Annotated in this window: 10 protein-coding genes, 1 tRNA gene, 3 rRNA genes and 1 other RNA gene; 1 reads left to right on the forward strand and 14 read right to left on the reverse strand. The window is 37.2% G+C overall.

Going from position 1 to position 14869, the window contains the following annotated elements; all coding sequences use genetic code 11:
* Window positions 1–87: 87 nt before the first annotated feature.
* From M9426_RS03370 to M9426_RS03435, 14 genes are all read right to left on the reverse strand, one after another.
* Window positions 88–1968 carry an S-layer homology domain-containing protein gene (locus M9426_RS03370; protein ID WP_250342448.1) on the reverse strand — a complete coding sequence of 627 codons (1881 nt, stop codon included), beginning with the start codon at window positions 1966–1968 and terminating at the stop codon, window positions 88–90.
* A 209-nt stretch (window positions 1969–2177) separates the two neighbouring features.
* Window positions 2178–2810: a hypothetical protein gene (locus tag M9426_RS03375; RefSeq protein ID WP_250342449.1), complete on the reverse strand. Its 633-nt coding sequence runs from the start codon at window positions 2808–2810 to the stop codon at window positions 2178–2180.
* 277 nt (window positions 2811–3087) lie between these two features.
* Window positions 3088–3204: ribosomal RNA gene (gene rrf, locus M9426_RS03380) — 5S ribosomal RNA — on the reverse strand.
* A 33-nt stretch (window positions 3205–3237) separates the two neighbouring features.
* Window positions 3238–6084 (reverse strand): 23S ribosomal RNA (locus tag M9426_RS03385).
* A 122-nt stretch (window positions 6085–6206) separates the two neighbouring features.
* Window positions 6207–6282, reverse strand: a tRNA-Ala gene (locus tag M9426_RS03390).
* 41 nt (window positions 6283–6323) lie between these two features.
* A 16S ribosomal RNA gene (locus M9426_RS03395) occupies window positions 6324–7848 on the reverse strand.
* The 16S, 23S and 5S rRNA genes sit together here with 1 tRNA gene alongside, the layout of an rRNA operon.
* Before the next feature lie 419 nt (window positions 7849–8267).
* Entirely contained in the window at window positions 8268–9068 is an 801-nt protein-coding gene (locus M9426_RS03400; protein ID WP_250342450.1) for a putative ABC transporter permease, read from the reverse strand.
* Window positions 9069–9132: 64 nt separating this feature from the next.
* Window positions 9133–9660, reverse strand: a complete 528-nt coding sequence (locus tag M9426_RS03405; protein WP_250342451.1) for a LuxR C-terminal-related transcriptional regulator — start codon at window positions 9658–9660, stop codon at window positions 9133–9135.
* The gene (locus M9426_RS03410) at window positions 9657–10667 is read right to left on the reverse strand and encodes a LacI family DNA-binding transcriptional regulator (protein WP_060799759.1); all 1011 of its coding nucleotides are present in this window, start codon (window positions 10665–10667) and stop codon (window positions 9657–9659) included. The genes M9426_RS03405 and M9426_RS03410 overlap by 4 nt, the downstream gene beginning before the upstream one ends.
* 10 nt (window positions 10668–10677) lie before the next feature.
* Window positions 10678–11571 carry a diacylglycerol/lipid kinase family protein gene (locus M9426_RS03415; protein WP_005957863.1) on the reverse strand — a complete coding sequence of 298 codons (894 nt, stop codon included), beginning with the start codon at window positions 11569–11571 and terminating at the stop codon, window positions 10678–10680.
* Between the two features lie 59 nt (window positions 11572–11630).
* Complete coding sequence (locus M9426_RS03420; RefSeq protein WP_005957876.1) at window positions 11631–12125, reverse strand: hypothetical protein; 495 nt, start codon at window positions 12123–12125, stop codon at window positions 11631–11633.
* Between the two features lie 17 nt (window positions 12126–12142).
* Entirely contained in the window at window positions 12143–12700 is a 558-nt protein-coding gene (locus M9426_RS03425; RefSeq protein ID WP_005957857.1) for a YtxH domain-containing protein, read from the reverse strand.
* A 133-nt stretch (window positions 12701–12833) separates the two neighbouring features.
* Window positions 12834–13018: non-coding RNA, 6S RNA (gene ssrS / locus M9426_RS03430), on the reverse strand.
* A 34-nt stretch (window positions 13019–13052) separates the two neighbouring features.
* Entirely contained in the window at window positions 13053–13949 is an 897-nt protein-coding gene (locus M9426_RS03435; RefSeq protein WP_250342452.1) for an RluA family pseudouridine synthase, read from the reverse strand.
* Between the two features lie 75 nt (window positions 13950–14024).
* On the opposite strand from M9426_RS03435, the gene M9426_RS03440 reads away from it, so the two are divergent.
* Entirely contained in the window at window positions 14025–14825 is an 801-nt protein-coding gene (locus tag M9426_RS03440; RefSeq protein ID WP_005957848.1) for an NAD(+)/NADH kinase, read from the forward strand.
* Window positions 14826–14869 lie beyond the last annotated feature (44 nt).

Consider the following 14869-nt stretch of genomic DNA (forward strand, 5'->3'; position numbering starts at 1 on the left):
TAATAAAGTGAACCTTAAAGTTGGTCTAAATCCAACAAAAGTAGGTCTCCTTTAGGTTTAATCTGGGGTTTTATAATTATGTTTTTATTAATCTGCTTTTTTTATTATAACATTAAAGAAACCACTGCCACTTGTTCTATCGGCAAAATCAATATCAACTGATAACATTACCGTTATCTCTTCTAAAGGTGGAGTAATTACAGCCTTTTTTATATCCTCTAATTTATTTTTATCTACTTTTATTTCTTTTATTTCAGGTAAATTAGGCGTTGATATTGCATTTTTAATCATTTCTAAAGTAACTTCTTCTCCTTGTTTTATAGAAATATCCCTAAATTCAATATCATGGTCCTCTGTTTTATCAACTTCTATTGACACTTCTAATTCACCAATTCTACCATCATTAAATATAACTTCAGCATTTAATTTTATTTCCCTTTCTTGTGATAAACCATCTAGTACATCTTGTACTTTCTGTATTTTATCTTCATCTACTATAATGTCTTTTATATTTTCGACGTTATCCATTTCAAGGTGTTCTTTTATTGTTTCTTTATTGAAAGTTGTATCATCCATATCTAATTGAATGAAAGTTTTCATTGGAATTTTTGTATAAACTAAATCACCATTTTCAAAGTAAATATTATCAGCATATTTTAAATAAATGATAGGCTTCAAGATTTTTACATCTTCTGGCAATTCATCATTTATAGTAACTGTTATTGTTCCTTCTTTTTCTTCAACACTATATAGATCTTTATTTAACTCTTGTTTTTTATATTTTGGTGTAGATTTAGAAATTGCATCAACACTATCATAGTCCTTTTTAGAAATATAATTTAATTTAATATATCTCTCCTCAGATTCTCCTATTTTTTTAACATCACTAAGAGATGTTTTAATTTTTATTTGATTATTCTTTAATGATGTATAATTCTTATCATTGTTTTTATTTCTGGCATCTCTTTCACCCAATACCTCGAAATCAACTAAAATATTCTTTGCAATTTTTCTAAAGGATCCTCTATACTTTTTACCTTCAAATTTTGTTAATTCTTCAAGTTTTTTAATCTCATCTGAAGATAAGTCTTTTTTATTTAACAAAATCTTAGCTTCTTCCATAAGAGCTTTTAAATCAGCAATTGATTTTTCATTTGTTGGAGTCTTCACTCCTTCTAGTTCTAATAAATCATCGTTTCTTGAATCAATAATTGACTTTAAAATTTTCTTCAATTCAATAACATGTTGATTCTCTGAACTATTCTCACTTACTAATGTATTATTACTTTTTTTATTATTTTTCTTATTTTCATAATAGTTATAATTATATCTTGGCTCTTTAGTTTCTTTTGTAATTATAGGCTCATTTTTAGATTTTTTGCTTTCAGATTTATAATTTTCTGAATTGGAATAAATTGTATTATATAAAAACTGAAAGGCATCTTTTCTAAGTGCGAATGAATTTGGATTAATATTTTTTCCACATATGTTTTCTTCTTCAGCCCATTTAATCCAATCATAAGGCCACTTAGCATTATTTATTGCAGTCGTGCTTAAATTCTTTTTTTGGCAAACAAGAATCTTTAGAAGCTCCGCATTAGTAATATTGTTCTCGCCTTTAAATGTTCCGTCTGGATACCCACTTATTAAGTTCATGTTATTCTTTGCATAGGAAATTACACCGTTAGCCCAGTAATCTTTTCCTACATCGCTAAAAGGTATTTCTTTTCCTTGTAATTCAATTGCCTTATTTTTATCAGCAAGTGAATAAACTAAAATTTTTGTTATCTCACTTCTTTTTAAATTTTTTTCAAGACCTAAACTACCATCTGGATAACCATCTATTATCCCTTTTTCTTTTAAAAATCTTACTTTCTCAAGTCCATTATCCTTAGAAGCGAATACACTTATATTAAATATAGACAAAAAAATTAAAATAACTAATAAATTAGCAAATCTTTTTAACATAAATCCTCCTTATTTTACTGTATTCATACAATATTTAAACAATATTAATTGTATCAAAGCTAAAATTTTAAAATAATTTATATTATTGTAATGATTTTAATCCAGTAAATTTCAAAAATCAGTTTTGTAATTATAAACAAAAATACCCTCCTTACTGGATTATCCAATTGAGAGGGTAAATATTACTTTTAAGGTTATTTTGTATTATTTTATTCTTCTGGAGGGATTGGCTCTTCTAATTTTTCATTATCAAAGAAGTTAGTCCCATCATTGGCATTATCTTGGAAGGTACCAAAGGTAGAAACATAGTCCACGCCATCAATTGTGTAGTAAATTTCAACTCTTAGGTATCCAATAAAATATTTTTCAAATTGAGTCCTATACCTCTTAGTTTCAAAAAAATATCTGCCGTCGTCAAGCCTATCTAACTCGCCTTCTATTACTCTTTGCTTTTCTTTGTCATCATAATGAGAAGCAGAGGCAAATATTTTAATCTTTGGGATCTCAGGAGTATAAACTTCTCCTGCTCTTTCAAAGGTAAAATAAATTTTATTATCTTTATTTAAATGAATTGAAGGAATGTCACCTTCTATCCTTCCATCAATCTTATCTCTTAATTTCACTATTTCTTTTTCAGAAAGATTTTCAAATTTCTCTTTCTCGAAGGTTCTTACAATTGGTTTCCTTTCATCATTAGATACCTTTATATTTACCTTAACCCCATGGACAGAATTATTTCTTTTAAAATCTGGAGTTGGAGAAAAATATACTTGGACTGCTGCAAATAAAATTGCTACAAGAAGAATTACAATAGCAAAAACTTTTGCGACTTTACTTTTCATAATATCACCTACCTATAGTTTACCCTAAAAATAATTCAATATCATTAACTTTTATAGCTAGGCAGATTATTTATAATGACTTCAAAAACTACCATACTGTATAAATTTTTCCAATAAAAAAATCTCCCAAGAGGTCTTGGAAGATCTTCTTATCTTTAATATGTAATGAGATTACTCATTGTGGAATAATTAAAGCAAAATATTTTACTAATTTTAAAAGGAGTATTTAAAATAAAAAGTCTATTGACAAAGGAAACCTTACATCAATAGACCTTTTAACTGGCGATAACTTACTCTCCCAGGTCGTTGCCAACCAAGTACCATCAGCGGACTAATGCTTAACTTCTGTGTTCGGTATGGGTACAGGTGTGTCCATTGTCCTATTCTCACCAGATTAACTTAAAAACTAATCTCTTCCTTTAACTCTTTGGTCAAGTCTTCGACCTATTAGTACTCGCTAGCTGAATGTATTGCTACACTTACACCTTGAGCCTATCTACCTAATTTTCTTCTAGGGGTCTTATCTTTCGAGGGAAATCTCATCTCGAGGGGGGCTTCGGGCTTAGATGCCTTCAGCTCTTATCCCTTCCAAACTTAGCTTCCCAGCTATGCACTTGGCAGTACAACTGGTGCACCAGAGGTTTGTCCATCCCGGTCCTCTCGTACTAAGGACAGCTCCTCTCAAATTTCCTACGCCCACGACGGATAGGGACCGAACTGTCTCGCGACGTTCTGAACCCAGCTCGCGTGCCTCTTTAATGGGCGAACAGCCCAACCCTTGGGACCTACTTCAGCCCCAGGATGAGACGAGCCGACATCGAGGTGCCAAACCTCCCCGTCGATGTGGACTCTTGGGGGAGATAAGCCTGTTATCCCCGGGGTAGCTTTTATCCGTTGAGCGATGGCCCTTCCACTCGGTACCACCGGATCACTAAGTCCTGCTTTCGCATCTGCTCGACTTGTTGGTCTCGCAGTTAAGCTCCCTTCTGCCTTTATACTCTGCGCACGATTTCCATCCGTGCTGAGGGAACCTTTGAACGCCTCCGTTACTCTTTCGGAGGCGACCGCCCCAGTCAAACTGTCCAACTGAGAGTGTCCCTTCCCCAGATTCATGGGGTTAGGTTAGAATTCTAGCATTAAAAGAGTGGTATCCCAACGGTGGCTCCTTAGATACTGGCGTACCTAATTCTTTGCCTCCCACCTATTCTGTACATTTAATCCCAAAATTCAATCTCAGCCTACAGTAAAGCTCCACGGGGTCTTTCCGTCCTGTCGTGGGTAAGCGGCATCTTTACCGCTACTACAATTTCACCGGATCCTTTGTTGAGACAGTGCCCAAATCGTTACACCTTTCGTGCGGGTCGGAACTTACCCGACAAGGAATTTCGCTACCTTAGGACCGTTATAGTTACGGCCGCCGTTTACTGGGGCTTCAGTTCTAAGCTTCGCTTGCGCTAACTTTTTCCCTTAACCTTCCAGCACCGGGCAGGTGTCAGCTCCTATACTTCGTCTTTCGACTTAGCAGAAACTTGTGTTTTTGGTAAACAGTCGCTTGGGCCTTTTCACTGCGGCCCCCTGTTACAGGGGCTCCCCTTCTCCCGAAGTTACGGGGTCATTTTGCCGAGTTCCTTAACAAAGGTTTTTCCGCTCGTCTTAGGATTCTCTCCTCACCTACCTGTGTCGGTTTACGGTACGGGCGATACTTCTCTTGTAGTGGCTTTTCTTGGCAGTGTGGAGTCATAAGCTTCTCTACTTGTTTTCGATCCGCATTACGCTTCATCCTTTTCGGAGAGCGGATTTGCCTACTCTCCAGACTTTGCGCTTGCACGCCTCACCAACTGGGCGCTCTTATTATCCTCCTGCGTCCCCACTTCCTTTAACGATTGTATCGGTACAGGAATTTCAACCTGTTGTCCATCGACTACGCTTTTCAGCCTCGCCTTAGGTCCCGACTTACCCTGAGTGGACGAGCCTTGCTCAGGAATCCTTGGGTTTTCGACGGGTGAGATTCTCACTCACCTCTCGCTACTCATGCCAGCATTCTCTCTTGTATGATGTCCACACTGCCTTACGGCTTATGCTTCGTCCTTCATACATTGCTCCTCTACCAACGTTTAACGTTCCATAGCTTCGGTATATAGTTTAGCCCCGGTTATCTTCGGCGCAGAGTCACTTGACTAGTGAGCTATTACGCACTCTTTAAATGAGTGGCTGCTTCTAAGCCAACATCCTAGTTGTCTCAGTAACTCCACATCCTTTCCCACTTAACTATAATTTTGGGACCTTAGCTGATGGTCTGGGCTCTTTCCCTTTCGACTATGAAGCTCATCCCACATAGTCTGACTCCCTAGTGCATGATATGGTATTCGGAGTTTGATAGGTTTTGGTAACATATGCATGCCCCGCAACCAATCAGTGCTCTACCCCCTTTTCATGTCTTACTAGAGGCTAGCCCTAAAGCTATTTCGAGGAGAACCAGCTATCTCCGTGTTCGTTTGGCTTTTCACCCCTATCCACAAGTCATCCGATAACTTTTAAACGTTACCCGGTTCGAGCCTCCATTGAATTTTACTTCAACTTCACTCTGCTCATGGATAGATCACACGGTTTCGGGTCTACAACCACTAACTTTCGCCCTATTTAGACTCGCTTTCGCTTCGGCTCCGCATCTGTAATGCTTAACCTTGCTAGTAATCGTAACTCGCTGGCCCGTTCTACAAAAAGTACACGATCGTGGCGTATGCCACTTTCGCTGCTTGTAAACACTAGGTTTCAGATTCTATTTCACTCCCCTCTCGGGGTTCTTTTCACCTTTCCCTCACGGTACTTGTTCGCTATCGGTCACCAAGTAGTATTTAGCCTTAGGGGGTGGTCCCCCCATGTTCCCACTGAATTTCTCGTGTTCCGTGGTACTCTTTTGTGTCGGATATCTTCGCTTTCGCCTACAGGACTCTTACCTTCTTTGGTTAATCTTCCCAGATTATTTGGCTGGCTATTGTCTCTTTTTACACTTTGGGCTCTTCCCCGTTCGCTCGCCGCTACTCAGGGAATCGAGTTTTCTTTCTTTTCCTCAGGTTACTTAGATGTTTCAGTTCACCTGGTTCGCTTCCTATAGTTATGAATTGGCTATAGGATACCTTGCGGTGGGTTTCCCCATTCGGATATCTACGGGTCAATGGATATTTGCTCCTCTCCGTAGCTTTTCGCAGCTTGTCACGTCCTTCGTCGCCTCTTGGTGCCTAGGCATTCACCTAGTGCTCTTTTTAACTTGACCTTTGTTAATAAACATTTCTGTTTATTTCCAGTTTAATTGTTTTGTTTAAGAAATTTTGATTAGTTTTTAAGTTGTTATGGTTCTCTTCTTTTTCAAGAAGCTTTTGACCACTTATGTGATCTTGGTGGAGATAAGGAGATTCGAACTCCTGACCTCCTGCTTGCAAGGCAGGCGCTCTCCCAACTGAGCTATACCCCCATATATATAATTAAAATAGTGTGAAGATTTATTTTCCTTAGAAAGGAGGTGATCCAGCCGCACCTTCCGATACGGCTACCTTGTTACGACTTCACCCCAGTCACCTATCCTACCTTCGACTGCTGCTTCCTTACGGTTTGCTCGCAGGCTTCGGGTATTACAAGCTTCCATGGTGTGACGGGCGGTGTGTACAAGACCCGGGAACGCATTCACCGCAGCATTCTGATCTGCGATTACTAGCAACTCCATCTTCATGTACTCGAGTTGCAGAGTACAATCCGAACTGGGAAAGACTTTTTGAGGTTTGCTTAATATCACTATTTCGCTTCCCTTTGTATCTTCCATTGTAGCACGTGTGTAGCCCAGGGCATATAGGGCATGATGATTTGACGTCATCCCCACCTTCCTCCGATTTATCATCGGCAGTCTCTTTAGAGTCCCCATCCGAAATGCTGGTAACTAAAGATAGGGGTTGCGCTCGTTGCCAGACTTAACTGAACATCTCACGACACGAGCTGACGACAACCATGCACCACCTGTATTGAGGCTTCCGAAGAAGAGGGTATATCTCTATACCGGTCCTCAGTATGTCAAGCCCTGGTAAGGTTCTTCGCGTTGCTTCGAATTAAACCACATGCTCCGCTGCTTGTGCGGGTCCCCGTCAATTCCTTTGAGTTTCATGCTTGCGCACGTACTCCCCAGGCGGAGTGCTTAATGTGTTAACTGCGGCACCGAATTATTCCGATACCTAGCACTCATCGTTTACAGCGTGGACTACCAGGGTATCTAATCCTGTTTGCTACCCACGCTTTCGTTCCTCAGCGTCAGAATGAGCCCAGTAAGTCGCCTTCGCCACCGGTATTCTTTTTAATATCTACGCATTTCACCGCTACACTAAAAATTCCACTTACCTCTACTCTTCTCAAGATATGCAGTTTCAAATGCTTACAGTAGTTAAGCTACTGCCTTTTACACCTGACTTGCATTTCCGCCTGCGAACCCTTTACGCCCAGTGATTCCGGACAACGCTAGCCCCCTACGTATTACCGCGGCTGCTGGCACGTAGTTAGCCGGGGCTTTTTCTTATGGTACCGTCATTATCTTCCCATATAAAAGAACTTTACGACTCGAAAGCCTTCTTCGTTCACGCGGCGTCGCTGCATCAGAGTTCCCTCCATTGTGCAATATTCCCCACTGCTGCCTCCCGTAGGAGTTTGGACCGTTTCTCAGTTCCAATGTGGCCGTTCACCCTCTCAGGCCGGCTACCCATCGTCGCCTTGGTGGGCCGTTACCTCACCAACTAGCTAATGGGACGCGAGTCCATCTTAGACCGCCGGAGCTTTGATCATTTATGCATGTGCATATGTGATTTCATTTGGTATTAATCCCGGTTTCCCGAGGCTATCCCAATGTCTAAGGCAGGTTACTCACGTGTTACTCACCCGTCCGCCGCTAATCCATCTTATCTTCGCCCCGAAGGGTTCTGTTAAGGTTTCATCGCTCGACTTGCATGTGTTAAGCGCGCCGCCAGCGTTCGTCCTGAGCCAGGATCAAACTCTCAATTAAAAATTTGTATGACTCATTAGTTTTCTCAAAACTAAACGAATATCTGGTTTGCTTTTTGATTCTTTGACAAGAATCTGTGATTCTATCACGAATTTGTTTATCTTCACACTATTTAATTATCATGTTTCATTTGCTACCTTTTTGAAGCAGCTTGTTTATTATACTACTGTGCTTTTTCTTTGTCAAGTAATTTTTACAATTTTTTTATTTTGTTTTTACTTAACTAACCAGTAGTTTTTTTTGCTGTCTTTAAGTGACAACTTCTATATATTAGCATCTAGAAAATCATCTGTCAACTGTTTTTTTATTTTTTTTGTAAAAAAAATATATAGCAGCTGTTTTTTTGACAACTGCTATATATTACTATTTTCTTTTTTATCTGTCAATGACTTTTTTAAAAGTTTTTTATTTTTTTACTCTTAGTCTCTTGAGTATTGATCTCTTATCCTCTCTCTTAACTCTTCTATCTCTCTTTGTCTTTCTCCTAGTCTCTTACTTAAGTTAGGGAAGGATTTTAATATTCTCTTTTCTTCTAATTGAGCTTTTCTTTCTTTTAAATCTTTGATCCTGTTTTCAATTTCTATAAACTCTGGCTTCTTCTTTAGTTCTTCTTGTCTACTTTCAATTTTGACTGTCTTGTCGTAAACTCTTACTCCAATCTTATCGGATACTTTTTTAATGTCTCTACTAATCTTATCTATGGATTTAAATTCTTTATTCAATCCAATAAGTGTAACAATAGTAGCAATTAGATCTAGGGTCATAATTATTACTAAACCAATCCCCAGATATTTTATAAAAGCATCTGGCACAAAGCCCACAAGTTTTCTTATTAGTGGATGGACTGCTTCGTATAATAGGAAGCAAAACATCCCCCATATTACTGAAAATTCTAAGCAGACGTAGCCTCCTATGTTTAATTTTCTATCGGAGTAGTCCCACCATCTCTCGTGAAATATTTTTTCAAGCAAGAAGCCTGCCACGAATTCTATTAGGGTCGCTATTAACATTGAGCCAAGGAACAAGACCAGTTTGTTCTTCTCTGCTATGTCTGTCAAAAAGTATATTACTGATATGGCACCAAAACCATATATGGGACAGTAGGGTCCTGACAAGAAGCCACGGTTAATAAACTTCCCCTTTGTGACTGTGTGGTAGGATACTTCTACTACCCAACCTATGAAGGCGTAGATAAAAAAATAAATTAAGTAGTCTCTCATGTCTTCCTCTTTCTAATTTCATGTAAAAAAAAATATGTTAGTCTTACTAACATATTATAAACTATTAATATTTAATTTGGCTGTAATTTTTTATTATTTCTTTTCTTCCACTGACTCCTAATTTTTTGTAGACAGAAGTTAAGTTGTTCTTTATTGTCTTCTCACTAATAAATATTTCTCTTGAGATCTCCTTGTTGGTCTTGCCCAAAATTATTTCTTCTAAAAGCTTTTTCTCTCTTCTGTTAAGAGTTTTTAGTTTTTCAAACTTATAGCTCCTATTAGTCTTAGCTTCTTTTAAACTTTCTTCTATATAGATGTAGCCTCTTAGGGTCTTATCTATTCCTTCTCTTACTTCATCAGCTGAAGCCCAATAGCTAAGTAGTGAATAGTCTATTACAAGGGGAATATTTTTCTCGTCTATTAATCTGATCTTATCAACTTCAAGCTTCTCTAAATTCTTGTCTTCAAAGATTAGGATGTCAAAGTCTTCTCCTGCGTCCTCATAAAAATCAAGGACTTCATATCCTTCTAGGATATTTTGAAGTCCCTTCATTATAATTTCACTTTTGGTCTCAATAGAAACTCTTGTCATCTCAATTCCTTTACACTTTCTCTTTCAAGAATTTGTGATGGAAGTACAAGATTTTCTGATAGGTCGCTTTCCTTCTTGTCAATTTTCTTTAGGATCTTCCTAATGGAAACTGCACCGATGTCGTAGTAAGGAATCTTTACAGTTGTAAGTTTTGGTCTATAGATATCTGAAATATAAGATCCTCCAAATCCTGTTACGGAAATATCATCTGGAGTCTTGTAGCCATTGTCTAACAGCATGTTCATTAGGTGGATGGCAATTGTGTCATAGGATGTGAAGAAAGCTGTAACTCCTTCCTTCTTAACTGTGTCAAGAATTTTTCCTTCTTCATCTTCTATGTCCTTTGCATCACGACCTTCAACAAAAAGATTTATCTTCTTTAAGCCAGCTTCTTCCATGGCCCTGTTGTAACCTTCAACTTTTTTCTTTTCAAAAGTCCTGTCATAGTCCTTTCTTACAGCAAGGGAAGCAATATTCTTGTGTCCTTTTTCTATTAAAAGCTTAACCATTTCATAGGATGCTTTTTCATAGTCTATTTCTGTTGAGAACTTTTCAATTTCATAGAAGTTTGAAATAATTACATAAGGTATCTTGCTTTCTTCAAGTTTGTATTCAAGTTTAGGATTGTGTAGGTTTGAAATTACAATAATGCCTTCAACTTGTTTTTGTGCCAATAGGTTGGCAAACTTCATTTCAGATTCTGCGTCACCATAGGAGCTTGATAAAAGTATGTCGTATTTGTACATTCTTCCAACTTCTTCAACCCCTCTTAGGATTTGTGAAATAAAATTGGATCCAATGTCTTCTACAATTACACCAATTAAATTTGATTTCTTTGTAACTAAACTTCTCGCAACTTCGTTTGGTTTATAATCCAAAACGTCAATAGCGTGTAGGACTCTTCTTCGTGCCTCAGGGCTAACAGGTTTTGAGTCATTTATTACCCTTGATACTGTAGATATGGATACATCTGCCATTTTTGCTACATCTTTAATTGTAGATGCCATAGTTTCCTCCTTATGGTACTATTATTTTTAATTTATTTTCCAAAACTTTAAAAGTCATAGGAAGTGTTGAAGCTTTCTCTCCATCAACATCAATTGTTAGATTTTCATCACTAGATATTTTTATATTTTTAGTCTTTAAGTACATTACCTTGTTATGGTCAACATGTCGTCCACCCATTAGAGAGGCAAAAAGTTCAGGAACATCAGAAATCCTGATTTCCTTAAAAATAAGTACATCCAGAAATCCATCTGAAATATCTGCCAAGGGAGCCATTTTTTTAAAGCCTCCAACTGAAGTCGAGTTTGTTATTAGAAACAAAAGTCCTTCAATAGTTCCAGTAAACTCTTCACTTTCTATATAAAAGTTTAAACTCTTTTTATATTTAAAAATTTTTTCTTCTAAAAGGACCCTTGCACCTTCAAGATAATAAGCCATGTCACCTAAAGTTGCTTTTTTCTCAGCTGAAACAGTGTAAGCAATCTCTGTAAGCATACCACCTGCTGCAACATTAATAAAGGCTCTTTCACCAGCAAGTCCCAGGTCAATGGTCTTAGTCTTATAATTTTTTATCATTTTATAGAAGGCATTGGGGGATGTTGGTAGTCCTTGTGCGTTGGCAAAATCATTTACCGTACCACTTTGAAGGATTCCCAAGGGAATATCCCTACCTGATAGGTACATTCCATTTACAACTTCATTTACTGTACCATCTCCACCGCTACAAATTATAAAGTCCTCTCCAGAGTAATCGTAGGCAAACCTAGTGCCGTCGCCCTCTTCGTGAGTAAATAGGAGTTCAATCTCATACCTGTCCTCACTCATCAACTCTATAAGTTCTAATATTTTGCCTAACGCTGCCCCTCTGCCTGAGTTTGGGTTGGCAATAATTTTAACTCTCTTCATTTTTTCCTCTTGTCTACTTATAAAAATAAAAGGAGACGAAGAATAACTCCGTCCCTAGTTTATCTTAGAAAGACTTCTTTAACAGTCTTTGCAACTTCTCTTAAAATATAAAAATAGTCGATGGCGTTATTTGAACTAAGTGAAATAGTTTTAGCTGTATCAGAAATAACATCTGATATATTCATAACTGTATTTGACACTCTAAAAGAAGTATCATCGACTTGTCTAGTAATACCGTTAACTGTATCTGAAACAGAACCTACAGTTGACATAAGTCTTTCGACTTCTGGTTTTACATCATTTACAAGCTTTGTAGCATCAGTTGAAATTGCATTCACATTATCAGAAATATCCTTGGCATTATCCATAATGGAAGGAACAGTCTTTATTGTGTGATCAATTTCTCCTTGGTTTCTCTCAACAATTTCATTAACATTCTTTAAAATTTTAAATACATTAATAAGCACTAAGAATAGTGCAACAAGTGCAGCTATACCAGCTACATAAAGTAGGAAACTAAGTAGGCCACCTATAGTAAATGCTTGATCTAACATCCTATATACCCCCTATCTTATTTTCTTGCTTCTTTTTCTACCTTGTCTTTTGTTTCTTCAACAGATTCTTTTACATTTTCAGCTGATTTTTTTGCTTCTTTTTTAACTTCTTTAGCGCCTTCTTTTAGGTCTTCTTTAACGTCTTTAGCTGTATCTTTAACTTCTTCTGTTGTATTTTTTACATCATGTTTAATGTCTTCAGCTCCAGCTCTTACAACTTCGCCAATTGCTTTAGCTTTAGCCTTAGCTACTTCAACATCTTCATCAAATTCATATTTTTTTTGTGCAGCTCTTTCTCTTAAGTCAGCATAAGTCTTCTTAGCTTGTTCGCCAGCTTGGTAAGCCTTGAATTCAAGAGTGTCCTTAGCATCATTAGCTGCGTTTAAAGCTTGGTTAGCTGCTTCTTTAGATTTGTTTGCTATATCTTCACGAGTCTTTTTACCTTCTTGAGGTGCAAAAAGAATTCCACCAAGTGCTCCTAGTGCAAGACCAGTACCAATTTTTGAAATTTCTTTAAGTCTTCTTCTTCTAACTGCTTGATTTCTTTTTTCTTCTAAATAATCGAATAATCCCATAATAACTCTCCTTTATATTGTTTGTTTGTTATACTTGTTAATATTTTACCCTTTAACATTTAAATTAATCACATTAACTCAAGATTATTCAAAACAAGAATAAAATTCATATAAATAAACATTTAAAATAATAGTAAAAACCGCAATGCCGATACCTAGTTAATTCACACCCGCCAATAATTATGGTGGGTAAAAAACTTGATAGCGTATTCTGACTTCCGCTCAAAGACGGCTTGTCATAGGACGCTCATACACAGTTTCCCGTGTTTAATTTGTCGGTTGAATTAAATAGGCATTCTTCGTACATCGCAGAATTTACTTAAGTAAATTATAACGCAATGAAAGTGTTTTTTCAATAAGAGCAGGGAAAAAAGGAAAAATCTTTGGGAAGCTTTGCATAAACTTCCATCTCCTTATTATTCCTTGGGAGTTTAAATTTTAATGAATAGGAGTGAAGGGCCTGCCTGTTAATAAAATCTGACTTCTTACCATAAAGACTATCGCCTAGGATAGGGTGACCTATGTGGGCCATGTGAACTCTTATCTGATGAGTCCTTCCTGTGTGAAGGGTCAAGAGGACTAGGCTCATGTCCTTGTACTCATCTAGGACTTCATAAGAAGTTAGAGATCTTTTTCCAATCACATAGTTGACTTCACGTCTTATACCGTCTTCACTTGTGGCAATTGGTCCGTCAATAAGTCCTTCCTTCTCTTCAAGAATTCCCTCAACTACAGCCAGATATTTTTTCTCCACATCTTCTTTAAAGTCGCTAGAAATTTTATCTTGAGCAAAGGAATTTTTTGCTGCAACTACAAGACCTGATGTGTCCCTGTCAAGTCTATTGACAAACCTGACCTTCCTCTTTAAAACTTCTTCTTCAAAATATCCCAAGAGATAATTCAAGAGAGTCCCATCAGCATCGTCCTTGGCAGTGTGAGTTACCATAAAGGGTTCTTTATTCACTATGACAAGGTCATCGTCCTCGTAGATGATGTCAAGGTCCCTATGTTCTACTCCTCCATTGGGTTCTTCATCTTCAAACCTAAGTGATACAAGGTCGCCCTTCTTTAAAAATTTATTTTTCCTATTTACTCTGGAGTTCAAATAAATATTTCCACTCTTAACTGACTTTCTTATTAGTCTTGAGGAAAGTCCTCTCTCCTTTAAGAAGTCATTTACCTTTATTTTATTTCCCGAATTTCCGTTGAACTTAAAATTTATAAAATCTTTGGAATTTAATCTATACATTATACACCTCTAGTCAAGGGAACTTTATTCGTTTATAATATAAATAATGATAAAAAAAATCAAGGGGGTTTAGTCTTGTCAAAAATTATAAATATACTTACCAACGCAAATTACGAGTCAAAAAAAACTGCTACAAATTTGCACAAGGTTTTAACAAAATATGGATATGAACCCTTTAACGGTTTCAAAAAAAATGCTGAGCTTTCTATATGTATAGGGGGCGACGGCTCTTTCATAAAGGCCATCCACAAGAACGACTTTCCAGAAATGCCCTTCGTGGGAATAAACACTGGCCACCTAGGTTTTTATCAAGAGATAAAACCTGAAGAAGTTGAAAAATTTGTAAAGGACTACAAGGATGGCAACTACCAAGTTGACGACATCAAACTAATCAGGTCTGATATCTACACAAAGAACAAGACCTACAAGTTTTACTCCGTCAACGAAGTTGTCTTAAAGGCTGCTCACTCAAAGACTATTCACATGAATGTCTTTATAGATAGGAACCACGTGGAAAAATTTTCTGGCGACGGCGTCCTAGTTTCAACTCCATCAGGATCAACTGCCTACAACTTTTCTTCTGGAGGCGCCATAGTCTATCCAAGTCTTCACGTCTTGCAGATGACTCCCATCTCCCCAATGAACTCAGCTGCATATAGGTCTCTTGGCTCATCAGTTATTGTACCAGGAGCTCACACAATTTCACTTGTTGTTGAAAAAAGATACAAGGACTCCAACTTACTCTTAGTCGATGGGTCAGAGTATTTCTTCAACAACTTGCACAGGGTCAACATAAGACTCTCAAACAAGACAATAAAAAAACTTGTCTTTTCAAATAATTCCTACTGGGATAATTTAAAAGACAAGTTCCTATAAGAAAATCCTGGTCAAAAACCAGGACTTTTTTTATTTTAACTAAT

The sequence above is a fragment of the Peptoniphilus genitalis genome, from assembly GCF_023614525.1.
Taxonomy (GTDB): Bacteria; Bacillota; Clostridia; order Tissierellales; family Peptoniphilaceae; genus Peptoniphilus_A; species Peptoniphilus_A genitalis.